The organism is Halomonas sp. C10-5, assembly GCF_057169305.1.
The window spans coordinates 1,667,348-1,693,317 of sequence record NZ_CP175665.1 but is presented as its reverse complement, the minus strand read 5'-3'; the positions used below and the strand labels follow the sequence as shown (position 1 = coordinate 1,693,317).

20 protein-coding genes are annotated in these 25,970 nt (G+C 66.2%); 9 read left to right on the top strand and 11 right to left on the bottom strand.

Annotated features, from left to right (window positions below; all coding sequences use genetic code 11):
* Positions 1-1,506, bottom strand: a complete 1,506-nt coding sequence (locus ACJ7IV_RS07875; protein ID WP_483866501.1) for a UUP1 family membrane protein — start codon at positions 1,504-1,506, stop codon at positions 1-3.
* 35 nt (positions 1,507-1,541) lie between these two features.
* A complete protein-coding gene (locus ACJ7IV_RS07870; RefSeq protein WP_483866500.1) occupies positions 1,542-2,396 on the bottom strand; it encodes an ATP-dependent zinc protease family protein in 855 nt (284 codons plus the stop codon).
* A gap of 324 nt (positions 2,397-2,720) precedes the next feature.
* Here ACJ7IV_RS07870 and ACJ7IV_RS07865 point away from each other — a divergent pair, with 324 nt between their 5' ends.
* The gene (locus tag ACJ7IV_RS07865) at positions 2,721-3,260 is read left to right on the top strand and encodes a DUF3833 domain-containing protein (RefSeq protein ID WP_483866499.1); all 540 of its coding nucleotides are present in this window, start codon (positions 2,721-2,723) and stop codon (positions 3,258-3,260) included.
* Positions 3,261-3,341: 81 nt separating this feature from the next.
* On the opposite strand, the gene ACJ7IV_RS07860 is transcribed toward ACJ7IV_RS07865, so the two are convergent.
* The 4 genes from ACJ7IV_RS07860 to gorA all read right to left on the bottom strand — a co-directional run bounded on the left by ACJ7IV_RS07860 (position 3,342) and on the right by gorA (position 7,407).
* The gene (locus ACJ7IV_RS07860) at positions 3,342-3,731 is read right to left on the bottom strand and encodes an ectoine synthase (protein WP_232911622.1); all 390 of its coding nucleotides are present in this window, start codon (positions 3,729-3,731) and stop codon (positions 3,342-3,344) included.
* 89 nt (positions 3,732-3,820) lie between these two features.
* Positions 3,821-5,086: a diaminobutyrate--2-oxoglutarate transaminase gene (gene ectB / locus ACJ7IV_RS07855; RefSeq protein ID WP_483866498.1), complete on the bottom strand. Its 1,266-nt coding sequence runs from the start codon at positions 5,084-5,086 to the stop codon at positions 3,821-3,823.
* A gap of 88 nt (positions 5,087-5,174) precedes the next feature.
* A complete protein-coding gene (ectA, locus tag ACJ7IV_RS07850) occupies positions 5,175-5,753 on the bottom strand; it encodes a diaminobutyrate acetyltransferase (RefSeq protein ID WP_232911623.1) in 579 nt (192 codons plus the stop codon).
* 274 nt (positions 5,754-6,027) lie between these two features.
* Positions 6,028-7,407, bottom strand: a complete 1,380-nt coding sequence (gorA, locus tag ACJ7IV_RS07845) for a glutathione-disulfide reductase (protein WP_483866497.1) — start codon at positions 7,405-7,407, stop codon at positions 6,028-6,030.
* Positions 7,408-7,587: 180 nt separating this feature from the next.
* Between gorA and can the strand changes: the two genes are divergently transcribed.
* Complete coding sequence (gene can, locus ACJ7IV_RS07840) at positions 7,588-8,235, top strand: carbonate dehydratase (RefSeq protein WP_483866496.1); 648 nt, start codon at positions 7,588-7,590, stop codon at positions 8,233-8,235.
* Positions 8,236-8,336: 101 nt separating this feature from the next.
* On the opposite strand, the gene ACJ7IV_RS07835 is transcribed toward can, so the two are convergent.
* Positions 8,337-9,668 carry an IS200/IS605 family accessory protein TnpB-related protein gene (locus ACJ7IV_RS07835; protein ID WP_232913544.1) on the bottom strand — a complete coding sequence of 444 codons (1,332 nt, stop codon included), beginning with the start codon at positions 9,666-9,668 and terminating at the stop codon, positions 8,337-8,339.
* A gap of 265 nt (positions 9,669-9,933) precedes the next feature.
* On the opposite strand from ACJ7IV_RS07835, the gene ACJ7IV_RS07830 reads away from it, so the two are divergent.
* From ACJ7IV_RS07830 to pepQ, 7 genes are all read left to right on the top strand, one after another.
* Positions 9,934-11,514 (top strand): ABC transporter substrate-binding protein, encoded by a 1,581-nt coding sequence (locus ACJ7IV_RS07830; protein ID WP_483866495.1) that lies wholly within the window; start codon positions 9,934-9,936, stop codon positions 11,512-11,514.
* 114 nt (positions 11,515-11,628) lie between these two features.
* Positions 11,629-12,675, top strand: coding sequence for an ABC transporter permease (locus ACJ7IV_RS07825; protein WP_483866494.1), 1,047 nt, complete (start codon positions 11,629-11,631; stop codon positions 12,673-12,675).
* Entirely contained in the window at positions 12,672-13,628 is a 957-nt protein-coding gene (locus ACJ7IV_RS07820; protein WP_161432143.1) for an ABC transporter permease, read from the top strand. Before ACJ7IV_RS07825 ends, ACJ7IV_RS07820 begins: the two co-directional genes overlap by 4 nt.
* Positions 13,629-13,632: 4 nt before the next feature.
* Positions 13,633-14,655, top strand: a complete 1,023-nt coding sequence (locus ACJ7IV_RS07815) for an ABC transporter ATP-binding protein (RefSeq protein ID WP_483866493.1) — start codon at positions 13,633-13,635, stop codon at positions 14,653-14,655.
* Positions 14,652-15,710 (top strand): ABC transporter ATP-binding protein, encoded by a 1,059-nt coding sequence (locus ACJ7IV_RS07810; RefSeq protein ID WP_483866492.1) that lies wholly within the window; start codon positions 14,652-14,654, stop codon positions 15,708-15,710. The genes ACJ7IV_RS07815 and ACJ7IV_RS07810 overlap by 4 nt, the downstream gene beginning before the upstream one ends.
* A gap of 52 nt (positions 15,711-15,762) precedes the next feature.
* On the top strand, positions 15,763-16,674 hold the full coding sequence (locus ACJ7IV_RS07805; RefSeq protein ID WP_483866491.1) for a LysR family transcriptional regulator: 912 nt from the start codon (positions 15,763-15,765) through the stop codon (positions 16,672-16,674).
* Between the two features lie 13 nt (positions 16,675-16,687).
* Positions 16,688-17,989: a Xaa-Pro dipeptidase gene (gene pepQ, locus ACJ7IV_RS07800; RefSeq protein WP_483866490.1), complete on the top strand. Its 1,302-nt coding sequence runs from the start codon at positions 16,688-16,690 to the stop codon at positions 17,987-17,989.
* 18 nt (positions 17,990-18,007) lie between these two features.
* On the opposite strand, the gene msrA is transcribed toward pepQ, so the two are convergent.
* The 4 genes from msrA to tamA all read right to left on the bottom strand — a co-directional run bounded on the left by msrA (position 18,008) and on the right by tamA (position 25,957).
* Positions 18,008-18,622: a peptide-methionine (S)-S-oxide reductase MsrA gene (gene msrA / locus ACJ7IV_RS07795; protein ID WP_483866489.1), complete on the bottom strand. Its 615-nt coding sequence runs from the start codon at positions 18,620-18,622 to the stop codon at positions 18,008-18,010.
* 29 nt (positions 18,623-18,651) lie between these two features.
* The gene (locus ACJ7IV_RS07790) at positions 18,652-19,989 is read right to left on the bottom strand and encodes an RNA-guided endonuclease TnpB family protein (RefSeq protein WP_483866488.1); all 1,338 of its coding nucleotides are present in this window, start codon (positions 19,987-19,989) and stop codon (positions 18,652-18,654) included.
* 134 nt (positions 19,990-20,123) lie between these two features.
* Positions 20,124-24,131: an autotransporter assembly complex protein TamB gene (tamB, locus tag ACJ7IV_RS07785; RefSeq protein WP_483866487.1), complete on the bottom strand. Its 4,008-nt coding sequence runs from the start codon at positions 24,129-24,131 to the stop codon at positions 20,124-20,126.
* Entirely contained in the window at positions 24,095-25,957 is a 1,863-nt protein-coding gene (gene tamA / locus ACJ7IV_RS07780; RefSeq protein ID WP_483866486.1) for an autotransporter assembly complex protein TamA, read from the bottom strand. Before tamA ends, tamB begins: the two co-directional genes overlap by 37 nt.
* Positions 25,958-25,970 lie beyond the last annotated feature (13 nt).

The following is a 25,970-nucleotide window of genomic DNA, read 5'->3' as shown; positions in this document are numbered from 1 at the left end:
TCAATCCTCGGTGACCGGCTTGAAGCGACGCAGTTCCAGCAGGCGATAGCCGGTGTAGTTGCCGATCAGCAGGATCAGTGCCATCAGGATCAGCTGCACCCCCAGGAAATTGAAGGTGATATGCCGCACCCAGGGGTTATTCATGGCCAGGAAGGCCAGCACCGCGGTGATCAGGCTGCCGCCGCCCTGGATCAGCACCTGCTTGGGGCCTTCCTCCTCCCACAGGATCGACATGCGCTCGATGGTCCAGGAGAGGATGATCATCGGGAAGAAGGTGATGGTCAGGCCGGCATTGAGCCCGAACCGATAGGCGAGCACCGAGAACACCGAGATGATGCCGATCACCGTGATGATCACCGCCGTGACCCTCGCCACCAGCAGCAGGTTGAGATAGGAGAGATAGCTGCGGATCACCAGGCCTACGGCCACCACCAGCAGGAAGCCGATCAGCCCCGTGGCCAGGCTGGTCTGGATGAAGGCCAGGGCGATCAGCACCGGCATGAAGGTGCCCGACGTCTTGATCCCCACCAGGATGCGCAGCAGTACCACCACCAGTGCACCGATGGGGATCAGCAGGATGGTCTGGAAGAGCGCCTGCTCCTCCAGCGGCAGGCTATGGATGGAGAAGTTGAGCAGGGTATCCTCGGCCAGCTGGTTGCGCACGGCGGCAGCCGCGGGCTGGTTGCGGGAGAGCATCGAGAAGGTGACCTGGGAGTTGGTGCCGCCCTGTACCTCGAGCACCGCCTGGCCACTTCCCTCCCAGATCAGCAGGTTATCCGGGCGACCCTGCTCACCGGTCGCCGGGTCGAACAGCTTCCAGCTCTGTTCGTCGAACACCTGGATCCAACTGGTCAGCGACTGGCGGCGCCTTCCATCCTCGAGCAGCAGCCCGTTCACTTCCCGGGCGGGAACCCCTGCCTGGTTGAGCAGGCGAACCAGCAGGGGAGTGCGGTCGAACTGGGTCAGCAGCAGGCGGGCATTCTCGCCCTGGCGTTCCGCGTCGAACTCATGGAATAGCTCGCGGGCGAAGGTGAAGGAGTCGGCACTGCGACTCCAGGCGCGTTCGATCAGCTGCGTGGCCGCCGTGTCATAGGGGCGCTCCCAGACGATGTCGCGGCGCAACGGCGGGGCCTCCAGGCGCGGCGGACGGCTGTCCGGTGCCACCAGGACCTGGGCGGTGTAGTAGAGCTGCTGTGAGCCGCTGGCCTCGCGGATCGACCACTGGGCACGCCGGGCACCATCCTCCTCCACAAACGACAACCCGAACCCCGGCGAGGCAGTGTGTTCGGTTAGCAGCCGGAAGCCTTCCTGGGACGACGGCAGTGCCATGTCCACCAGCACCGGATCACCCAGGGCGGTGAAGTTGACCTGGGCTTCCACCTCCCACACCTGGCGCTGTTCGCCCGGCGTCCAGGGCACCTCGAGCTGATAGTGGCGATGCAGGCTCATGGCTACGCCGGCCAGGAACAGGACGCCAACCAGCAGATAGAAGGGCAGTCGTGACATGGGTCTTCCTTGGCAGAGAGCGGTTGATGCGCGGCTCAGCGCTCTTCGTTGTCGAGATCGGCGTCATCCTGATCGCGTCCGGCTTCCGATGCCGGGCGCCCGCCGGGATATTCGGGACGCTCGTGGAGATAGCGCTCGGCTACGTCGACCACGGCAATATCGAGCAGGAAACGCCTGCCCAGCAGGGCCGGGTAGTCGAGATGGGTGCGGTCGCTCAGGGTGAACTCCACTGGTTCGCGAATTGCGCCCAGGGTCATCATCAGCGTGACCACCGGGCGTGATTCCTCACCGGTGGCCTGGATGATACGGACACGCCGCTCGATGGGGGCCTCGATCCATTCGTCACGCACCGCATCGACGACCACATCGTCGTCGGTCAGCCCCAGTTTGAAGCGGATCCAGTCCTCGCCGTCGCGTTCGAAACGGGTGATCTCGCGGGCCGACAGCGACGAGGTATTGGCGCCGGAGTCGATGCGTGCCTTGAGGTAGGTGCCCACGTCGGGCAGGCCGATCCATTCGCTGCTGCCGAGCACCGTCTTGTTGGCCAGCCCCAGCTCGTCGGCGGCGCACTCACGCCTGACCACGACCGGCTCGGGGGCGTCGACCGAGAGGTCGTCCAGCCGGGCATTCATCCCGCGCAGCAGCGAGCCCACCTCACGCACATCACCGATCAGGGTATCCTGGCGGCTGGTGACCGATGATATCTCGTTGCCCAGCCGCGACTGGTCGTCGCAGCGGGCGCTCAGGGCATCTTCCAGCGCATCCATTCGCACATGGAAGTCAGCCGGCGTCAGCGGCGCAGGCGGTGCGGGCTTGTCGTTCAGGGCAACACAGCCGGTGAGCAGCAGGGCGGACGTCGCAAGAGCGGCGCTCAACAGGGGATGGGGCATGGGGCAGGACAATTCCTTTGAACAGTGCGGGGATAATAAGGAGTCGCCAAGGACCTTGTCCAACCCGGGCGCATACGGGGCTGGCGAGAATGCGTGCGGAGGACCCGAAGAGTCGGGTTTCTATAGGCGCCATTTAACATAATATACATTATACGAACTTGTTGGCCTCATCGCTTTGGACCGGAAACGACGCTAGCGCAGGCGCACCATTTTGCCTCTGGTAATCAGTGTCATGCATGGATGGCGCCCTGCCATCAGTACTGGTCACGCCGGCACGGGTCGGCTAGCCTGTTGCTGTACCTATATTCTACAGAGGTCTTACCAATGTATAGGAAATGGCTGTCACGCCTGGCACTGCTGGGTGCCGCCCTGCTGCTGGCCGGTTGTACCAGCGTCGATATCGAGCGCTACGCCGGGACGCAACCACGCCTGGATATCGCCGACTACTTCGAAGGCCAGACCCGCGCCTGGGGCATGGTGCAGGACTACAGCGGCGAGGTGCAGCGCCGTTTCACGGTGGAGATCGAGGGGCGTGCCGAGGGCGACACCCTGACCCTGGACGAGCACTTCGTCTATGACGACGGCGAGACCGATCGCCGGGTGTGGACCTTCGAGCGCGACGGCGAGGATCGCTGGCTGGGCACCGCCAACGACGTCGAGGGGCCCGTGACGGCTCGCCAGGCGGGGCATGTCTTCAACATGACCTACCGGCTGCCGGTAGAGGTCTCCGGCCGCGAGATCACCTTTACCCTGGATGACTGGATGTACCTGCAGCCCGACGGGCGGCTGATCAACCGCACGGCGATGAAGAAGTACGGCGTGACCCTGGCCGAGATCACCATCGTCTTCACGCGCGGCGAGTGAATTCCCGATACGCAGCGGGCCCCGGCATCGCTGCCGGGGCCCGCTGTAGGCTTGTCTCGGCGATGCCGAGACACTGCCCGCTTACTCGGCAGGCGCGTAGGAGCCATCCTCGCGGTGCACTTCGTTGCCGGTCAGGCCCGGGGTGAAGACACAGGCCAGGTGCATGGTCTTGGTGGCCCGCAGCAGGTGCTCGTCGTGCTGGTCGAGGATATAGATATCGCCCGGTTTGATCGGCCAGATCTTGCCGTCGGCCAGGGTCTCCACCTCGCCCTCGCCCTCGATGCAGTAGACCGCCTCGAAGTGATGCTTGTAGTGGATATGGGTCTCGGTACCCTCGAAGATCCGAGTGATATGGAAGGAGCAGTTGCCGCCATCATCGGCCAGCGACAGGCGGGTGCTGTCCCAGTTGCCGTTCTCGGCGGTGACCAGGCGGTCTGTCTTGCGGCACTCCTCGAGATTGCGAACGATCATATCTATCTCCTTGAAATTCGGTGGCGGCGCGATCGGTGATCAGGATCGGCCGAGTGCTGGCGGACCGCCGGGGCGGCCCGCTCAGGATATCAGCTCAGTGCCTGCTTGGCGCTCTGCTCGAGGATGTCCAGACCCTTCTGCAGGTCCTCCTCGGGGATGGTCAGCGGGCAGAGGCACTTGACCACTTCGCCGTCCTGGCCGCTGGTCTCGATGACCAGGCCATTCTCGAACGCCTTGTGGGTGATCTTGTCGGCGATCTCGCCGCTGCCCACGTCGATGCCACGCATCAGGCCGCGGCCGCGCTCGGAGGCCTCGATGCCCTGCTCACTGATCCAGGCGGCGATCTTGGCGAAGCGCTCGGAGACGATGTCGCCCTTGCGCTGCACTTCCTTGGCGAAGCTGTCGTCGGTCCAGTAGTTCTCGATGGCGGCGGCAGCGGTGGTGAAGGCCAGCGCGAAGCCGCGGAAGGTGCCGTTGTACTGGCCCGGCTTCCAGATATCGAGTTCGGGACGCATCAACACCTGGGAGAACGGCAGGCCGAGGCCGGAGAGCGACTTGGAGTTGGTGACGATGTCCGGCACCACTCCGGCATGCTCGAAGCTGAAGAACTTGCCGGTGCGCCCGCAGCCTGCCTGGATGTCGTCGACGATCAGCAGGATGTCGTGGGCACGGCAGATCTGCTCGAGGCGCTTGAGCCAGTCGAGGCCGCAGGCGTTGATGCCGCCCTCGCCCTGCACGGTCTCGACGATCACGCCGGCCGGCACGTCGAGGCCGCCGGACTTGTCGCTGAGCAGCTTCTCGAAGTAGTCCAGGGTGTCGGTGCCGTCGCCCAGATAGCCGTCGTAGGGCAGGAAGCTGCCGCCCACGGTGGGCACGCCGCCGGTCGCCTCGCGGAACTTGCGGTTACCGGTGGTGGCCAGCGCCCCCATGGTCACGCCATGGAAACCGTTGGTGAAGGTCACGATGTTGTGACGCTTCTTGGCATTGCGGGCCAGGCGGATGGCCGCCTCGACGGCGTTGGTGCCGGTCGGTCCGGGGAACTGCACCTTGTAGTCCAGGCCACGCGGCTTGAGGATGATCTCCTCGAGGGCCTGGAGGTAGCGGCGCTTGGCGGCGGTCCAGAAATCCAGACCGTGGATGATGTTGTCCTCGGCCAGGTAGTCAAGCAGGGCCTGCTTGATCTTCGGGTTGTTGTGGCCGTAGTTCAGGGTGCCGGCACCGGCCAGGAAGTCAATATATTCGCGGCCATCCTCGTCGGTCAGACGGGCGTTCTGCGCCTTGGTGAAGACCACCGGAAAGGAGCGTGAATAGGTACGGACTTCGGATTCCATGCGTTCGAGGATCTGGGTCTGCATCGAGAGACCTCCTGTTGATGGAGAATGAATGGGCGTGAGCACGCGAGACGCTAGGGCTACCCCGCGTGCAGAAGAAAAGTGGCGAGCGTCAGAGACGATCGGTCTGGAATGGGCCGATCCTGACCAGGTTCTCGGGGTCGTGTTCGCCGCCGAGCTGGTCGGTGGAGAAGTACTCACGGCTGTTCAGCGGCGCCTGCCAGCGGTCGGCGAGACGGCGGAACAGGCCCCAGGAAGCCTGGTTGTCGGGGGTGATGGTGGTCTCGAGGTGGTGCACCTCGGCGAGCTCGGGGCGCGTCATGATGGCCTCGACCAAGCGCCGGGCCAGGCCGGTACCACGCGCCTTCTCGCCCACGGCAACCTGCCACAGGAAGTAGGTATCCGGGGCGTTGCTCTTCACGTAGCCCGAGACGAAGCCGACGATCTCGCCCTCCTCGTCCGTGGCGACCGCGCAGGTATCACGAAACTGGGTGGCCAGCAGCAGGTAGGCATAGGCGGAATTGACGTCGAGCGGGGGGCAGGACTTGACCAGTTCATAGATGCCCCAGCCGTCATCGGGGTTGGGCTTGCGGATGAACAGGTCGCTGGCTTCGGCGTCGACCACTTCGTCGGCCACGGTGGGCCGCGCGAGGTCGGCGGAAGGCGTGAAGGGCTCGGTTGTTGTCATCATGGGCGGTGTTCGCTTCGGCGATGTCGGGAGGGATTATACCAAGCGCCCGGCAAATCTCAAATCTGGGATTATTTTGCAGGGCATGATCCATAATAAAAAATTATGCGAGCGTCTCGGCGGGCAGTTGATTCCGCTCGGCGACTCGATCCACACGGCTGTTGTGACTGCCATAGGGCAGCGCTCGGATCACCCGCCCTGCCACCAAGTCTAGTCCAGGCTACCGATGGTCGCCCCAACGCAAGGAGCCGCCCGAAGGCGGCCCCCAGGGCAGCGCTCAGCGCCGGGTCGGCGTGCGCATGGTGACGAACTCCTCGGCGCCGGTCGGGTGGATACCTACGGTGGCATCGAAGTCGGCCTTGGTGAGCCCGGCCTTCACGGCGATGGCGATCCCTTGGATCACCTCGCCGGCCTCCTCGCCCACCATATGGGCGCCTACCACCACGTCGCTCTCGTCAGCGACGATCAGCTTCATCAGGCAGCGCTCGGCACTCCCCGACAGGGTGTGCTTCATGGGGCGGAAGTCGGCGCTGTAGACGCGGATCTCGCCGAACTGCTCCCGTGCCTCCTCCTCGGAGAGCCCCACGGTACCGATATTCGGGTGGCAGAATACCGCGGTGGGGATGTTGCGGTATTCCAGCGCGGCAGGCGGCGGCGTCTCCTCGAAGTGGCAACGCACCAGGTGCATCGCCTCGGCCAGCGCCACCGGGGTGAGTTCCGGTCCGCCGGTGACATCGCCCAGGGCCAGCACCGAGGGCAGCGAGCTCTCGAAGCGCTCGTTGACCTTGATATAGCCCCCGTCGTCCAGCGCCACGCCAAGGGTGTCCAGCCCCAGTCCCTCCAGGTGCGGGCGGCGTCCGGTGGCGGCCAGTACCGCATCCACTTCCAGGACCTCGCCGTCGGTCAGGGTTACCGCCAGCCCCCCTTCGACCTTGTCGATGCGTTCGATGTTGGTCTCGAAATGCAGCTGGACCCCCTTCTGGCGCATCTGGTCGCGGGTGAATTCGCGCACCTCGTGGTCGAAGCCGCGCAGGAACAGCTCGCCGCGGTAGATCAGGTGGGTGTCGCTGCCCAGGCCGTTGAAGATGCTGGCGAACTCCACGGCGATATAGCCGCCACCCAGCACCAGGAAGCGCTCGGGGAAGCTCTCCAGGTCGAACACCTCGTTGGAGCTCACGGCCAGCTCGCTGCCGGGAAATTCCGGCACCCAGGGCCAGCCCCCAACGGCGACCAGAATCTTCTCGGCGCTGTGCACCTCGTCGCCTACCGCGACGCGATGAGCGTCGAGCAGTCGGGCGCGGCCATTGATCAGGCGCACACCGGCACCGTCGAGCAGCCGCGCATAGATGCCGTTGAGCCGCTTGATCTCGCCCACCTTGTTGTCACGCAGGGTCGGCCAGTCGAAGCTCGGTGCCTCTGCCAGTCGCCAGCCGAAGCCCTCGGCATCCTCGAAGGCGTCGTGGAAGTGGGCGGCATAGGAGTAGAGTTTCTTGGGCACGCAACCCACGTTGACGCAGGTGCCGCCCAGGTAGCGGTCCTCTGCCACGGCTACCCGGGCACCGGCAGCCGCGGCGGTGCGCGCCGCCCGCACGCCGCCGCTGCCGGCGCCGATCACGAAGAGGTCCCAGTCGTAGGTGGATGATTCGAAGTCGGACACGGTGTCGCTCCTTGTCGTGGGCGCTGGGCCCTGGATTCGATGCGGCGATGATAGCAGCGATGGCGTAGCAACGGCATGGCGGCACCGCGTCGCATCAGGGCGGCTTGTTGACCGCTTCCCGGGGGGACGGTAAAAGAGGCGCCAACTCTCACCACCTCTTCACTTGAATCGAGGCCAACCATGAGAAAGGAAATCGAGACCCTGCTTGAGAACAACCGCGCCTGGGCCGAGGACGTCAGTCGCGACGATCCCGATTTCTTCAATCGCCTGTCGAACCAGCAGAATCCCGACTACCTGTGGATCGGCTGCTCGGACAGCCGTGTCCCCGCCAACCAGATCATCGCCCTGCCCCCCGGCGAGGTCTTCGTGCACCGCAACGTTGCCAACCTGGTGCACCACAACGACCTCAATGCCCTTTCCGTCCTGCAGTATGCCGTGGACGTCCTCAAGGTGCGCCATATCATGGTCGTGGGCCACTATGGCTGCGGGGGGGTGCGGGCCGCCATCGAGGGTGGCGACAACGGTCTGGTCGACAACTGGCTGCATTCGGTGCGCGAGCTCTACTACCAGCACCGCGACGAACTGGAACCGCTACCGCTCGATGAGCGTGTCGACCGCATGTGCGAGCTCAATGCGCGCGCCCAGGTCACCCGCCTGAGCCGCACCAAGATCATCCAGCACGCCTGGCAGCGTGGCCAGCAGATCTGGCTCCACGGCTGGGTCTACGGGCTGGCCGACGGCCGCGTCAAGGATCTCGACTGTACCATCGCCGGCCTCGACGAGGCGGCGGACCTCTATCGCATCAGGCGTGCCACCCCCGCTGGCTGAGCGCCGCGGCGGGCCATTCACCCGGGGCGGGTGGATGGCCTGCTGATATTGAACCCTCCGACGATTCATTCGAAGAATAGAATCGCGGATTCTTACCCCTCTCACGCACTCTGTTGCCAGAGCGAGGAGAGCGATACCGGAGTTCGCGGTGTGCCGGTCGACTTCTGCGAGCCGGCACGGGGCGCTGCCTTGCGGCGACACCCCTGGTAGTAAACATGGCCTCGGGCGGCGATGTTATAGGCCGCGTTCAGATCGGCGTGGTAGCGCTTGCCGGAACTAAACGTACACTGGCTGTAGTTATCTCTGTCGCGCCTTACTGGCCCTGATCCGTCGAAGGCGTGGCGGGACGTACCGCGGGCATATACCGCCACATAGCGAAGCCCCACCTCGACGGCCTTGCTGTCGAGGCGTGTCACCAGTTGGCGATGAAACCAGCGGTGAAACCGCGCCTTCATCGGTGTCCGTTTTTTACCCGCTTTGGGTCGCCAGCCCTTCAGGTTTTCGACTGCAATGGCCTGGCAGTGATGATCAAGCGCTAGATTCACCAACTGCCGACTGATCTGGTGGGCTTGATTGTCTGCCAGATGGGTTAGCCGTTGGTGGTCGCGGCGGCAGAAGCCGGGCGGCAGCCGGCTTCCGTGCCGCGTGTGCTTTTTGGCGGCCTGGCGAATACGGGCCATCAGTCGACACTCCCGGTCTTTATCCGTGCGCGAGATAAAGCCGCGCGCATGGACAGTGCCTTGAGTATCAACCACCGCCCAGGTGGCCGCCGTATTAATCCCTACATCAACCGCTAATACCCGCTCAGGCGCACCTTTTACTGGCTTCGGTGGCTCGAACTGTTCCGGTAAGGAAAGCTGCCACTGTCGCCCATTCGTGGTCAGCAGTGGCGACTTGGCCTTGCCTTTCCCTCGAAACCGGCAGGTGCCTTTCAGCCCAAATCCCATCCAAATCCAGTCATTCTGCCAATGCACCTTGATAAAGGCATGGCTGGCATCGGTGTTGAGCTTGGCACACTGGCTGCCGTAAAGGCTGGGGAAGGTTTTCGTGCTGGCCGTTAGGCGCGGTGGTTTGGCGTGCGGGTGCTTGCGCTGGCCACATCGCCACTGATCGAACCGCGTGACGAAGGAACGCACCTGGCCGACCGCATCCATCAGCGCCACACGCCGGAGATACGAGGGAAATTTGTAGTAGCGGTTGGCAAAGTACGTGTAGCGAACGTGCGGTCGTTTAGCCGTTGGGTGAATCAGCGCCTCAATGACCTTTACCGCTTCATTTCCCTGCGTTGCCCCCACCGTCGGCCAGTGGGTATAGGCGACGGTCATCAGATCGCGCACCAGCCGCCGATACAGCGTCAGCGTATTCGCCAACGCCTGTTGTTGGTCGGCACTGGTGACCTGAAGGGTGAGGGTGTCGGAGCGAATAATGGCCATAAATTTACTATATATCTATCCAGTTACACTTGCAAGGCTGACGCCTTGCTCTGCCTTAACTGTCGATTCATTCAGAGAATTGAATCGCAGAATGCAGCAGATTTTTGTTCAACTTTCGTATTAGCTCATGCTGCTCGATTCATCATGCGCATGACGCCAGTCGGAATTTCGATTGTGCCGTGCCCTGTCGTGTCTCTATGTTGAAGGTTGCAACGCCCGTGCGCGGTGATCGCGCACCAACAACAACCTCGAAAGGGAACCCGACATGAAGTTCAAGCGCACCCTCCTGGCCGCCGTCGTCGGCGCCACCATGACCGGCGCGGCCCTGCTGCCGGCCACCGCCAGTGCGGAGACCACGCTGCGCATGGCCTACGATGCCGACCCGGTCTCGCTGGATATCCATGAGCAACTCTCCGGCGGCATCCTGCAGCTGTCGCACATGACCCACGACCCGCTGGTCCGCTGGACCCAGGACCTGGAGTTCGAGCCGCGCCTGGCTACCGCCTGGGAGCAGGTCGACGACACCACCATGCGCATGACCCTGCGCGAGGGCGTCGAATTCCACACCGGCAACGCCTTCACCGCCGAGGATGTGGTGTGGACCGTCGAGCGCCTCAAGCGCAGCCCCGACTTCAAGGCGATCTTCGCGCCCATCGAGAGCGTGACCGCCGTGGACGCGGCCACCGTGGAGTTCAAGACCGCCGAGCCCTACCCGCTGCTGCTTAACCTGGCCACCTACATCTTCCCGATGGACAGCGAGTTCTACAGCGGCACCGACGAGGATGGCGACCCCAAGGACGAGATCGTCAAGAACGGCAACTCCTTCGCCTCCGCGAACCTCTCGGGTACCGGCCCCTACACAGTGGTCGAGCACCGCAAGGGCACCCGCATGGAGTTCGAACGCAACCCGAACTACTGGGACAGCGAGTCGCCGGGCAACGTCGACACCATCGTGCTGACCCCGATCAGCGAGAACGCCACCCGCGTGGCCGCCCTGCTCTCCGGTGACGTCGACTTCATCGCCCCGGTACCGCCCAACGACCTGGAGCGCGTGCGCGAGAGCGAGGATGCCAAACTGGTCACCATGTCGGGCACCCGCATCATCTTCTTCCATATGGACCAGAATCGCGTCGAGGCCTTCCAGGATCCGCGCGTGCGCCAGGCCTTCGACTACGCGGTGAACCAGGACGCCATCGCCGACCGCCTAATGAAGGGCTTCGCCACCCCGGCGGCGCAGTTCTCCCCCGAGGGTTATGCGGGCCATATCGAGTCGCTGGAGCGTCGTTACGACCTGGAGAAGGCCCAGGCACTGATGGAGGAGGCGGGCTACGCCGACGGCTTCGAGATCACCATGATGGCGCCCAACAACCGCTACGTGAACGATGCCAAGATCGCCCAGGCGGTGGCCACCATGCTGGCGCGCATCAACGTCGACGTGGATCTCAAGACCCTGCCCAAGGCGCAGTACTGGGGCGAGTATGACAATCGCGCCGCCGACATGATGATGATCGGCTGGCACGCCGACACCGAGGACAGCGCCAACTTCCACGAGTACCTCACCGCCTGTCCGGATGCCGACAGTGGCGCCGGCCAGTACAACGCTGGCAACTACTGCAACCCGGAGCTCGACAAGCTGGTCGCCGAGGCCAACCTCGAGGTCGACCTCGAGAAGCGCACCGAAATGCTCCAGCAGGTCGAACAGACCCTCCATGACGAGGCCGCCTTCGTGCCCCTGCACTGGCAGGATCTGGCCTGGGCCGCGGCACCCAACGTCAATATCGAGCCGGTACTCAACGTGATGAACTTCCCCTACCTCGGGGACCTGGTCATCGACGAGCAGGAGTGATTCCGACGCCGGCCCGCCGGGCCGGCGTCATCCCGATCATTCGCCACCCCAGACAACGAGCGACGCACTCCGGCCGCGAGTGCGTTGCCGCCTGTACGCCCACAGGACACCTTCATGATCGCCTTCCTGATCAAGCGCCTATTCCATGCGCTGCTGGTGATGTTCGTCATCAGCATCATCGCCTTCTCCATACAGGACAACCTTGGCGACCCCATCCAGCAGATGGTCGGCCAGTCGGTGCCGGAGAGCGAGCGCGAGGCCCTGCGCGAGGAGCTCGGCCTCAACGACCCCTTCCTGGTCCAGTACCTGCGCTTCGCGAAGAACGCCGTCCAGCTCGACTTCGGCTACTCCTACATCTTCAACGAGCCGACCACCGAGGTGGTACTGCGCCACCTGCCGGCGACCCTGGAGCTGGTAGCCGCCACCACCCTGCTGATCGTGCTGCTGTCGGTGCCCATCGGGGTCTACAGCGCCATCAGGCCTCGCGCCCTGCTGTCGCGATTCTTCATGGGGGTCTCCATCGTTGGTATCTCGATTCCGGTGTTCCTCACCGCCATCGTGCTGATCCAGCTGTTCGCCATCGGCGTGACCTGGACCCCCTTCCCCGCCGATACCGGCTGGGGCAGCTGGCTCAACGACCTGATCACCACCGACGGCGGGATGCCCGCCTACGGACGCGGTGATCCGGTGCATGTCTTCGGCACCTGGTATACCAACTTCGCCTCCAGCGATGGCCTGGTCTATCTGGTGCTGCCCGCCATCTCGCTGGCCTCGATCATGTTGCCGTTGTTCATCCGCCTGATCCGCGCCGAGATGCTCGAGGTGCTGCAGTCGGAGTACGTCAAGTTCGCCCGTGCCAAGGGCATCAGTCTGCGACGCATCTACTTCCTGCACGCACTCAAGAACACCATGCTGCCGGTGATCACCGTGGGCGGGGTACAGATCGGCACCCTGGTCGCCTACACCATCCTCACCGAGACGGTATTCCAGTGGCCCGGCATGGGGCTGATGTTCCTCAATGCCATCAACCGCTCGGATATCCCGCTGATCGTCACCTACCTGATGATCGTGGGCCTGATCTTCGTGATCACCAACACGCTGGTCGACCTGATCTACGGCCTGGTCAACCCCACCGTCAAGCTGACAGGCAAACCCGCATGACTACCCAGACCTCCCCCCAGCAGAGTGCGCCCCTGCCGAGCCGCTGGGAGCGCCTGCGCGACTCCTACCTGCTCTACAGCTTCAAGCGCGACCCGATCGCCCAGCTGAGCCTGCTGGTGTTCATCGTCTTCGTGGCCTGCGCCGTGCTGGCGCCCTGGCTGGCGCCGATGAACCCCTACGACCTGGCGCAGATCGACATCATGGCCTCGGAGCTGCCGCCCTTCTGGATCGACGGCAGCGACCCCGCCTACCGGATGGGTACCGACGCCCAGGGGCGCGACCTGCTCTCCACCATCCTGTATGGCGCCCGGGTGTCACTGATCATCGGCTTCGGCGCCGTGGCGCTGCAGGCGCTGCTGGGCGTGGTGTTCGGCCTGCTGGCCGGCTACCTGGGCGGACGCATCGACGCCTTCCTGATGCGTCTGGCCGATATCCAGCTCTCCTTCTCCACCCTGATGGTGGCCATCGTGGTCGGCGCCCTGGTCAAGGCGATCTTCGGCAGCGCCACCTTCAGCGCCTATGCGGTGCCGCTGCTGGTACTGATCATCGGGCTGGCCGAGTGGCCGCAGTATGCCCGCACGGTGCGCGCCTCGGTGCTCGCCGAGAAGGGCAAGGAGTACGTGGACGCCGCGCGCACCATGGGCCTGCCCAGCCGGCGCATCATGTTCCGCCATATCCTGCCCAACACCCTGTCGCCGATCTTCGTCATCTCCACGGTGCAGGTGGCCAACGCCATCATCTCCGAGGCCGCCCTCTCCTTCCTGGGGCTGGGCATGCCGGAGACCCACCCGTCGCTGGGCTCACTGATCAAGTCGGGCTTCGACTACATCCAGTCGGGCTCGTGGTGGATCACCCTGATCCCGGGGGCTGTGCTGGTGGTGCTGGTGCTGGTGATCAACCTGCTCGGCGACTGGCTGCGTGATGTTCTCAACCCGCGACTCTACAAGGGCTGATGCCATGTCTCTTCTCGAAGTCAACAACCTCGACGTGCGCTTCGCCCTGCGCCGCGGCGACGTCAAGGCCCTGCGCGACGTCAGTTTCACCCTGGACCGTGGCGAGCGGCTGGGTATCGTCGGCGAGTCCGGCGCCGGCAAGTCGGTGGCGGCATTCAGCCTGCTCAACCTGATCGCCAAGCCCGGCTATATCGCCGGCGGCAGCATCCGCTTCGATGGCCAGGAACTGAACGGGATGAGCGACCGCGCCCTGCGCCGGATCCGCGGCAATCGCATCTCGATGATCTTCCAGGACCCGATGATGACCCTCAACCCGGTGCTCTCCATCGGCGAGCAGATGATCGAGTGCCTCAAGGCCCATCGCCGCATCGGCCGTCGCGAGGCCCGCGCCATCGCCCTGCGCAAGCTCGAGCAGGTGCATATCCCCTCGCCCGAGGCGCGCCTCGACCAGTATCCCCACGAGCTCTCCGGGGGCATGCGCCAACGGGTGATCATCGCCATCGCCCTGCTCCTCGATCCGGACATCATCATCGCCGATGAACCCACCACGGCACTCGACGTCACCATCCAGGCCGAGATCATGGACCTGCTGCTCGAGCTGTGTGACAAGCACAACGTCGGGCTGATCCTGATCACCCATGACCTGGGCGTGGTCAGCCAGGTGACCCAGCGCATGCTGGTGATGTACGCCGGCCGGGTGATCGAGCAGGGGCCGACCCGCGAGATCATCAACGACCCCCAGCACCCCTACACCCAGGGGCTGATGAACGCCCTGCCACAGATGGCCACTCCGGGCAGCCGGCTCAACCAGATCCCCGGCAGCATGCCCTCGCTGGACAACCTGCCCAGCGGCTGTGCCTTCCATCCGCGCTGCGGCTTCGTCACCCGTCCCGACGGCAGCGAGCGAGCCGAATGCCGGACTCGGGTGCCCGAGTTCGTGGCTTCCGGCAACTGCCAGGTCGCCTGTCATATGGTGGCCGAGATGCTCGACCAGCAACGCATTCCGGCGGAGGAGACGACCCGATGACCGCTACTGCTACCCTCGCCCGACCCGCCGCCGCTGCCGATACCCCGCGCCCGCTGCTCGAGATCCGCGGCCTGGAGAAGCGCTTCTCGCTCTCCGGCGACTTCCTCGAGCAACTCAAGTTCAAGGGCGGCAAGCTGGTGCGCGAGCAGGTGTATGTTCACGCCATCAACGGCGTCGACCTGGAGATACAACGCGGTGAAGCCCTCTGCGTGGTCGGCGAGTCGGGTTGCGGCAAGTCCACGGTGGCGCGCACCGTGATGGGCCTGCTGCATCCCACGGCTGGCGAGATCCACTACGACGGCCAGCGCATCGACAACCTCTCGACCCAGGAGCTGATGCCCTACCGTCGACGCATGCAGATGATCTTCCAGAACCCATATGCGTCGCTCAACCCGCGCATGACCATCCAGCAGACCCTGGAGGAGCCCATCCGCCTGCACCACCCCGACTGGGGCCGCCAGCAGGTTCGCGACAAGGTCGACGAGGTGATGGCGTCGGTAGGCATCGCCGCTGACTGGGGAAAGCGCTACGGCCACGAGTTCTCCGGCGGCCAGCGCCAACGCATCGCCATCGCCCGGGCGCTGGCCGTGGATCCGGAGTTCATCGTCGCCGATGAGCCGATCTCGGCGCTCGACGTCTCCATCCAGGCGCAAGTGCTCAACCTGCTGATGGATGCCCGCCAGGAGCGCAACCTCACCTACCTGTTCATCACCCATGACCTCGCCGTGGTGGAGCACTTCGGTACTCGGGTGGCGGTGATGTACCTGGGCCGGGTCTGCGAGGTGGCGCCCACGGCGACGCTCTTCGCCACCCCGCGCCACCCCTACACCCAGGCGCTGATGTCGGCAATTCCGCGCCTCGAGGACGACCGCCCGCAGCATATCCGTCTCGAGGGCGAGGTTCCCACGCCGGTCCACCTTCCTTCGGGCTGCGTGTTCCATGCGCGTTGTCCGCATGCCAACGCCCGCTGTCGCCAGGAGGTGCCCGAGCTGATCGCGCGGGACGATGGCAGCCGGGTTGCTTGCCATGGCGTCGAGGAGGGCCGCATACAGTGAGCCGGCAAGGCATCTGGCATAATGCCCCTTTGGCACGCCGTCGGGAGAGGATATGGAGCTGCGCTGGCTCGAGGACTTCATAGCGCTGGCGCGCACGCGGCACTTCTCGCGAGCCGCCGAGCAGCAGAACGTCACCCAGCCGACGTTCTCTCGCCGCATCAAGCTGCTCGAGGAGGAGATGGGCACGGTGCTGGTCAACCGCCAGACCCTGCCCCTCTCGCTGACCCCGGCCGGGGAGGAGTTCCTGGACCTTTGCCATACCGTCACTCAGCGCGTCGACGATAGCCGGCGACGCCTCGCCCAGTTTGCCGACCAGCACGCCGGGCGCATCCGTCTGGCGGCGCCCCAGAGCCTGCTGAGCCACTTCCTGCCCGCCTGGCTGGGGCAGTGGCCGGTGCCTCCGCCGATCACTCCGGACCTGCGTGCCACCGGCTGGCTGGTGGATGACTTCTTCCGCGCCCTGGCCCGCGACGAGTGCGACCTGTTGCTGTGCTACTGGCCATGCACCCCCTGCGGTATCGAGCCGGAGCTGCAGGAGACCCTCTCCTGCCGGCTCGCCGACGAGCGGTTGGTTCCCGTCTCGCAACCGGAGGCCGACGGGAGCCCCCGCTTCGCACTGGAAGGCGCCTCGCGCCTGCCGCTGATCGCCTATCATCCCCGCGGGCTGACCGCCGGTGCGATCCGCGCCCACCTCGCCCGGATCGATGACACCCCCGATTTCAGCATCCTCAACGAGAGCATCCAGAGCGGCAATGTCCGCGAGCTGGTCGCCCTGGGCTACGGCCTGGGCTGGCTGCCCGAATCCAGCGTACGCATGGCACTCGCCCGGGGTGACCTGGTGCCGGCCGGCGGCGAGCGCTGGCAGGTACCGCTGGAGATTCGCCTGTTCCGGCGCGCCGACAACCAGCAACCGGCGGTAACGGCCCTGTGGAATGACCTCGCCACCCTTCATTCACCCGATTGAGCCTCGCTCCACCATGACATCCGATCTCGACACCCTGCAGGAGCGCCACCTCGACGCCCTGGAGCGCGACTACGCGCAGATTCTCGCCCACCACTCCCTGGACGGTGTGCTGATCCACAGTGGTCACCCGCGCGCTCACTTCGGCGACGACCAGGAGGCGAGCTTCGCTGCCTACGGCCACTTCGTGCACTGGACAGGCCAGGCCCAGCTGGCCCACAGCTGGCTGCTGGTACGCCCAGGACAGGCGCCCCGTCTCTATCTGCATGCCCCGGAGGATTTCTGGCATCTGCCCGCTGCCCTGCCCGACGAGGCCTGGGTCGCACGCTTCGAGGTCGAGCGTGGCCGCTTCGAGACCCCGCCGGTGCTGCCTGCCGGTCGCTTCGCGGTGATCGGTGACGTCGATGCCGCCACGGCCCAGGCACTGAGAGTGCAGGCCAACCCGCCCAGCCTGGTGGCGGCGCTGGATGAGCTCAGGGTGCGCAAGAGCGAATATGAGGTGGCCTGCATCGGTGAGGCCAATCGATGCGCCCTGCTGGGCCATGCTGCCGCCCGGCGCTGTTTCCTGGAGGGCGGTGCCGAGCTGGATATCCAGCTCGCCTATCTCGGCGCCTCCCGCCAGCGCGAGGGCGAGCTACCCTACGCCAATATCATCGGGGTTAACGCCCACGGCGGGGTGCTGCACTACCAGCACTATGATCGCCAGGCGCCTGGCATGCGTCACAGCCTGCTGGTCGATGCCGGTCATCGCCACCGCGGCTACTGTGCCGATATCACCCGAAGCTGGGCCGGGCCCGACGCCGATCCGGCCTTCCAGCCGCTGGTCGACGGGGTCACCGCCATCAAGGACCGGCTGGGCGCGGCCCTGGCTCCGGGTATCGACTTCGTCACGCTTCAGGAGAGGATGCACCGGGAGCTTGCCGAGCTGCTGGTGGACCAGGGGATCGTGCGTGGCTCCCCCGAGGCGGCGGTGGAAAGCGGCCTGACCCGCGCCTTCTGCCCCCACGGCCTGGGCCACCTGCTCGGCATCCAGGTCCACGACGTGGCCGGGCGCATCGATGCGGCGGGCCGCCCGCTGCCGCCACCCGAGACCCACCCGGCGTTGCGCCTGACCCGGTCACTGGATGCGGGCATGGTGGTGACCATCGAGCCGGGGCTCTACGTGATCCCGATGCTGCTGGCACCCCACCGCGGGCGAGATGACGTCGACTGGGGGTTGGTCGAGCGACTGGCCGGCCACGGCGGCATTCGTATCGAGGACAACCTGGTGGTCACCGTGGATGGGACCCGCAACCTGACGCCCAGCGACGCGGGCTGAGCATGGCCCGCCGGGGCCTCAGCCGATCGGGCAGCTGACCCCGGTGCCGCGCAGGCCGCAGTAACCACCGGGGTTCTTGTGCAGGTACTGCTGGTGATACTCCTCGGCGTAGTAGAAGTCGCCAAGCGGGGCGATCTCGGTGGTGATGCGCCCGCCGCCGGCCCGGGTCAGCGCCTGCTGGTAGGCATCCCGGGTACGCTCGACGACCGCCCGCTGGGCTTCGTCCTGGGTGAGGATGATCGAGCGGTACTGGGGCCCGATATCGTTGCCCTGGCGGTCACCCTGGGTAGGATCATGGGCCTCCCAGAACACCTGCAGGAGACGCTCGAGGTTGATCTCGGCGGGATCAAACACCACCCGCACCACCTCGGCATGGCCGGTGAGTCCGGTGCAGGTCTCCTCGTAGGTGGGGTTGGGGGTGATACCGCCGGCGTAGCCCACGGCGGTGACGTAGACGCCGGGCAGCTGCCAGAACAGCCGCTCGGCGCCCCAGAAGCACCCCAGGCCTAGCACGACCTGCTGCATGCCCTCGGGAAAGGGGGGCAGCATCGTGCGGCCGTTGACCGCATGCACGCCGCTGATGGCAAGCGGTGTCGCGCGTCCGGGCAGGGCCCGGCTGGGATTGAGCGTCATGGCGTTCTCCTTGTGAACACTCCCACGCATCATGCGACACATCGATGCGGGGCTTCAGGCTCTCGCCGCCAGAGCGTTGAGAGCGTGACCGGTGTTCTCGGTTTGCCAGGGGAGCTTCTGCCCGCTGACAACTGCCCGTCCTTGCGGCGGGTCAGCTTGTGTTTCCAGGCCCAATAGCGGGCACCGATGTTGTAGCTGGCGTTGAGGTCGGCGTTGTACTGCTTGCCGTTCGGAAAGGTAGCCAGTTCGTGCTGTGCCTTGTCCCGCTTGACGCGACCCGAGCCATCGAAAGCCCAGGAAGACGTGCCCCGGGCATAGACGTAGACAACCCGACCACCCGCCTCGGCCATTTTCTGCTCGATCAGCGTGGTCAGCCGGCGATGTAGCCACTGATGGAAGCGTTGGCGAAGTCCCGACCGCTTCTTGCCAGCCTTGGGGCGCCAGCCCTTCAGGTCTTCCAGCACGATCACATCGGCGCCCTGTGCCAGTGCGAAGTCGACCAGTCGACGGGAGGTCTGCTGGGCAATCTGCTCGTTGATGTGCTGGGCCTTGCGGTACCACGTCCGCCCGAACCCTTTCGAGAGCCTGGCGGTCTTGCGCGCCTTGCGGCGAATCAGCGTGGCGCGCTTGTCGCGACGGTCTATGTCCGCGGCGGGGTGGAAGAATCCACGCGCTGCGACAGTGCCGTCCGGTGTCACGATGCTGGCCGTGGCCAGCGTATTGATCCCCACGTCCACGGCGCATACGCGCTGCTGATCGGGGAGATTTCCTGGCGTGATCTCCACCGGTATCGCCAGGTGGCAGCGCCGGTTGAGCACCAGGGTGGGTGACTTGACGGTGCCCCGCAGATGGCGCTGGCACACCGCCTTGATCGCCACGTTATGCCACAGCCACTCCTTGCCATCCCACAGCTTCAGGCTGGCGGTGGTGAAGTCGGCATCGAACTTGACCAACTGCCCGCGATACATCGCCGGATAGCAGCCGGCCACGGGGTTGAAGCGCGGTGGCTGGGCATTTTTCCGCTGGCGATCTCCCGACTGCCAGGCCCAATAGCGGGTCAGGTAGCTCGATACCTGGCCCTTGACGAACTCGATGGCGGCTCGGCGCAAGTAGGACGGGAACTTGTAGAAACGCTTCACGAAGTAGTGGTGGCGAGGCGAGGGGTTCTTCTTGGTCGGGTGCATCAGCCGCTCCACGGCAGCGGCAAAGCTGGGGGCCTGCTGCAGCGACGGCCAGTTGGCCAGGACCACCACCGACAACGCACGGCAGAACTGGCGATACTCCGCCAGCGTCAAACGCATCAGGTGTCGCTGCTGCGTCGTGGCCTGTAGTGGCCACTTGTCCGTGCGAATCATCGTTCGAGCCATGCGAAAAGCCTAAGTCATTACCTGATATTTATCCAGCATTTGCCTTGACGTTCGCCAAGGCTCGCCGCTTAACTAGCGCATCACGCTTCGCGTCGATACGTAGGATGCGCGGCTGATTTGCTCAATGCTGTTCGCTATTCGTCGTCCAGGATCCGCGGATTGCCGGCACGGCTGAAGGTGTAGACCAGGTCGACGGCCTGGGCAGCACCGGAGACCGCCTCCAGGTAGAGGCTGCGCCAGATGTTGTAGCGCAGAGTAAGCTCGGCGATGGGCGAGAAGACCCCCACACCATAGCGCACCTCGAGATCGTCGGTCAGCTGGCCACTGAGGGTCACCTGGCTGTCCTCGCCGCTGCCGGCGGTGTCCAGGGTCAGGTCGGAGACGCCAAAGGCTTCACCGATGCCGCCCACCGCGCCGCCGGCCTGCCCCACCGCCATACCCACCAGCGCCGAGGTCAGGGCGCCATCGGTGTCGCTGTCGTTGGGCGCGCGGCCGCGCAGCAGGTAGGAGAGCGCGCTGGCCTCGTCCATGGCTGGCTCCGAGAACACCCTCAGCTGCGGCGAGGCGGCACTGCCGGTCACGCGCAGGCCGGCGATCACCCCATCCTGGGTGGCATCGGGGTTGCGCACCGCCTCGAAGTTGAGCAGCGGCTGTCCGGGTGGGCCGCTGAACAGCAGCTGCCCCTCGCGGATCAGCAGGTCCTGCCCGTAGGCGCGGAAGCGGCCCTCCACCAGGCTGACGTCACCGAACAGCTGCACCGGTCCGTCCTGCTGGCGCACCTCCAGGGTGCCGGAGAGGCCGGACTCCAGCCCGTAGGCGGAGAGCTGCATGTCCGGGCCGAGGCGCAGCCCGATCTGCACATCCAGTGCCATGCCCGCCCTGGCCATGGCGTCGGCGGTATCCTCGCCGTTGTCATCCCCTGCCGCGGCCCGCTCGGCCTCGCGCCGGGCGCGCTCATCGTCCTCCCGCGTGATGATCACCTCGTCGGGGCTGGGGGCGACCGCCGAGGCGGGCAGCTCGCCGACCTCCAGCCGCGCCCAGGGGACCTGGACGTCGCCGCGCACCTGCAACAGGGTCGGTCGCGCGCGTATCTCGAGGTCGGGGGCGATGCGCAGTCGCCCGAACTCGGGCAGTACCGCCAGCACCGGCTGCTCGCGGCCACGCAGGGAGACGTCGGCTCGCCAGTCGTCCGCCGAGGGCCAGGCGGCGTCGCCATCGATCTCCAGGCGCCCCTCCTCGGCGGCGATATAGCCCTGGATGCTCGCCGCCGTGCCGGCCAGCTCGATGCCCACCTCACCGTTGCGGACCTCCACGGGCACATCGGCACCGCTGGCCTTGAGCCCGCTCAGGTCGATGCGCCCACGCATCTCCGGCGCCTCGAGGCGACCCGCCAGATCGATGTCACCGGCGAAGCTCCCCTCCAGAGTCTCCATGCCGGTGACCAGGCTACGATAGGGCGCCAGGCGCAACCCATCGAGGGACAGGTTGCCCGTCAGGCGTCCTTCCCCCGCGGGGTCGTCGATCCGCGCTTCCAGCGCCAGGCTGCCGGCCTGGTCGAGCCCCAGCTCCAGGGCGATCTCGGCGGTCTGCTCATCGGCACGGATCCGGCCGCCGAGGCGTGCCTCGGGCAACGACCAGGGCTGGCCATAGGCATCCTGGCCATCCAGGGCCAGGCGACTCTGCAGGCGACCGTCCGCCCGCCAGCTACCGCCGGCGCCCCAGCCGGCATCGAGATCCAGCTCGGTCACGCCTTCGGCCGACCAGGCCTCCGGCAGGAAGGGATCGAGCAGTGCCATGGGCACCTCCTCGACCCTGAGGGTGACTGCGCCGCCCTCCGCCGAAGCGGCCATGGGCTCGACCAGGCACAGGCTGCCGCCCTGGCGTCGGCTCAGGCAGAACGGCTGCACCCGGGCACTGCCCTGCTCGAGGTCGGCGGAGAAGAGCGCGGGGCCGTCGAGGCGCAACTCTCCCTGCTCGGCATCGACCTCGAGGATGGAGAGCTGGCCCGCATAGCGGGTGCGCGCCTGGTCGAGTCCCCCTTCCAGTACCAGCGCGGCCCGGGAAAGCGGCATGCCCGACGGCGCCGCGGCGTCCAGAGTCAGGCGGTGTTCGGAGAGCCGGCCATCCAGGGCCAGGGCGATCTCGTCGAGGCGCTGGCCGCCGGCCTCGAGGCCGGCAATCTCCAGGCCCACCTCCATGGCCGGATCCTCGAGGCCACTGACCCGCCCGACCAGGCTGAGCCGGCGAAGCCGGTTATCGGCGAAGGCAAGCGAGTCGCCGGCGAGATCCAGGTCCAGGCCGGGCGCCTCCAGGCTGCCATCGGCCTCGATCCGGCCGCTGATGCGGCCCGACAGGGCCTCGTGCAGGCTGGCCAGGTCTGGCATGTCGAGCTCACCCGAAAGATCGATGCGCGGCTCGCTCACCTGCCCGGCCAGCTGCAGGCGGTTCTCACCCTGGCGAAAATCCAGGGTGGTGATATCCCAGCGCATCCGGCTGTCGCCCTCGAACTCGGCACGCAGGGCCAGTGACCGCTCCTGCAGCTCGCCGTCGATGGCCAGGTTCGGTACCGCCAGGGTCCAGCCCTCATCGGTCTGGCGGAAACTCGCTTCCAGGTCGCCGTCGAGGCGGCCGGGCAGGCCCTCCACGAAACGGCCGGGATCGACGTTGTCGAGGCGAGTCTCGGCATCCACCGCGACGCCATCGGCCCAGGCGACACGCCCCCGGCTGACCACGGAGGCGTCGCCCAGGGAGAGCGACAGCGGTGTCCAGGCAAACTGACCCAGGTCGCCGCTGCCGTTCAGGGCGAGTCGCGTGTAGGGGAGCTGGGGGCCCTCGGCGTTGAGCGAGGCGGCGATCCGGTAGTCGACCAGGCTGCCCTCCAGGCGCAGGGCAAGATCCTCGACCAGCCAGGGATCGATGGCATCGCCCTGCTCGTCGACGCTGCCCGGCAGTGGCCACTGCACCAGCTCGCTCGTCAGGCCGGCGGTGAAGGGCAGGGTCGGCTCCAGAACATCGAGACGCGCATCCAGGGCCAGGTCGACCGGGCCGCTGAGTTCCAGGCGCACCAGCAGGTCGGCCAGGCTGCCATCGAGGCCCAGGTCGATCCGCTGTCCGGCCAGCGCCGGCATGATATCGGGAAGCCAGAGTGCGCTCTCCAGGCGCAGTTCCAGGGGGTAGTCGCCAGCCAGGTCGACGGCGGCCGCCAGGCTGGCGTCGCCATCACGGGTGGAGATATCCAGCGGGCGCACCTCCAGGGAGTGCCCCTCGCCGAACAGCGACAGGGCAAGGCGCTCGACCCCGTACTCCACGGCGCCTTCCACCGCACTGTCCTCCACCAGCAGTTCCGGCACCTCCACGCGCAGCGGCAGGATCACCTCGGGCAGCTCGCGGCGTGGCTGCTCTTCCAGGGCGCTGGCCGCCAGTCCCTCGGCGGGTGCGGCCACCTCGTCGGGGAGTGGCGAGCGCACGGTGATGGCGGCATCGATGGCCTCGGCGGCGAGGCGCGGGCCCTCGTATTCGCCCTCGCCCAGTGCCAGTTGGGCGCCAGGCGACAGCGGCAGCAGCAGACGGGTGCCGACCAGGCGGGTGGGCAGCAGGCTGAGCGTATCGCCCTCGGCCGTGGCGCCGGTGCTGAAGTGATCCCAGCGCAGTCGTGTACCGTCGGCGAGCAGCACTTCCACGTCGTCGAGGAAGATTCGCCGCAGCTCGATGGGGAACGGCAGCTCGATCGCCCCCGGGGGCTCTGCGGAGGGCGATGGCGCCTCATCCTCGGCTTCGCTCTCGGCCAGGCGCACCCGGGCACCCTCCACGCCCAGCACGTCCAGACACAGGCGGCCGGAGAGCACACACTCCTCAGACCACTCCAGCTCGAGTCGACGCACCGCCACGTTGGCCGGTCCGGCCTGCATGGCGAAGCCCTCGAGGACCAGGCGGTCCAGGGGAGCGCCCTCGTAGGCATCGAGGGTAAGAAGCCCCATCCGCTGGCCCTGGTCGAGCAGCAGACCGGTGCCCCAGGGCGACAGGGCGAGCCCCAGGGTGAAGAACACCAGGCCGAAGAGCCACAGGGGCAACAGGATCAGCAGGCGAATCAGCGCCCAGAGCAGGGTCAGAACTCTGGACCGATGGCGAAGTGTAGGCGCCACGAATTGTCCTCGTCGTCGAATGGGTGAGCGATATCCAGGCGAATCGGGCCGACCGGGGAGACCCAGCGCACGCCCAGTCCCGCGCCGGTCTTGAGGTCATCGGGGCCCCAGTCGTCGAAGGCGTCACCGGTATCGACGAAGGCCGCCCCCCACCAGTCGCCGGTCATGCGGTGTTGCCATTCGAGGCTGTAGGTGAACATCTGCTGGCCCCCGGTGAGTTCGCCCTCGTCGTCACGCGGCGAGAGGCTCTCGTAGCCGTAGCCACGCACGCTGTTGTCGCCGCCGGCGAAGAAGCGCAGCGACGGGGGAATCAGCGAGAAGTCATCGGTCTCGATGGCGCCGACGCCGACGCCGGTCACCACGCGGTTGTTGGCACCGATCTTGCGGATCCAGCGCGACTCGCCGGTGAGGCGCAGGAAATCGGCGTCGGAGCCCCACAGGCCGTCGGAGACCTCCAGGCTCAGCTGCTGGCGATCGCCCCAGGTGGGAAACGTGGGGTTGCGGGTTCGCGTACGCGACCAGCGGACACCAGGATAGAGCAGCAGCACCTGCTCGCTGTCGCTGCCCTGGGTAAAGTCCTCGTAGGTGGTGCGCACATAGAGATGCTGGATCCAGCCATTCTCGAATTCCCAGCGGCGCGCCCCCTCGACGGTGGCTTCCAGCGACCGGGTGTCATCGTTGTCCTTGTGGCTGAGTCCGTACTGGAAGCGGTAGCTGTCACGCAGGGGGTTGTCGAGTGGCAGCGTGTAGAGGCCCCCGAAACGCTGCTCGGGAGCCGACAGATAGAGATCATGGTCGAGGCCGTGGCCGTAGCGGTTGATCCACGGCTGCTCCCAGGAAAAGCGCATCCGCGGCCCCACGTCGGTGGCGTAGCCGACGCCCACCTCGAACTGGTGGCGGTCGGCCGGCGCCACGCTGACGTCGATGGGGACCGAAGGGAACTCTTCCTGGCGCGCCATCAGCGCCGCCGTCCCAGCCAGGGCCGCCCCGGAGAGGCGTGGCGGCAACTCGTAGCTGCCTTCGCCGTCGGTTGCCACCGCCTGAGACCAGCCCGGCTCGGCCTCCTCGAGCGCCAGAGGGGGGCGCTGCAGCCGCGGCCTCACGGTGACGGAACGGAACCACTCGGTCTGCCCCAGGCGCTGGTTGAAACTTGCCAGCTCGCCGGCCAGGTAGGGATCGCCGGGGGTGAAGGGCAGCAGCCGTCGCAGACGCTCGGGCTCGATATGGCTGCCGGAGATGGCTACGTCGCCGAAGCGGTAGCGTGGGCCGCTGTCCAGGGTCAGGTAGAGCCTGGCGCTCTCTTCAAAGGGGCGGACTTCCATGCGACGGTCGGCATAGCGCCACTCGAAGTAGCCACGCTCCAGGGCCAGGTTGGCCAGCTTTCCGCGCAGGCTGTCGTAGGGAGCGTGAACCAGTGGCTCTCCCACGGTCAGCGGGAAGGCATCGATCGCCTCCTGGAAGGGAGGATCCTCCCGGGCATCGCCTTCGAGGCGGAAGTCGAGGGTCTCGATGCGCACCCGCGGGCCCGGTTCGATGGCGAGCTCGACATACTCGGGCGCCTCGCCTTCCGCCAGGCGGGCCTCGATCTGGGGTTCGTAGTAACCATAGACACGCATCGCCTCGGCGGTGCGGCGACGCGATTCACCCTCCAGCCGTGTCCGGCTGTACTGGGTCTCGTCCAGCCCCTCGAGGTAGTGACGGATGTTATCCGCCACACTGCCCTCGATACCCTCGATGCGGGCCTCGATGGCCAGCACGCCCGGCGCGGGCAACAGGCCCAGCACCAGAGTCGCCGCGATCAGGCGCACTCCCACGCGATTTTCCATATCCCTACGCCTT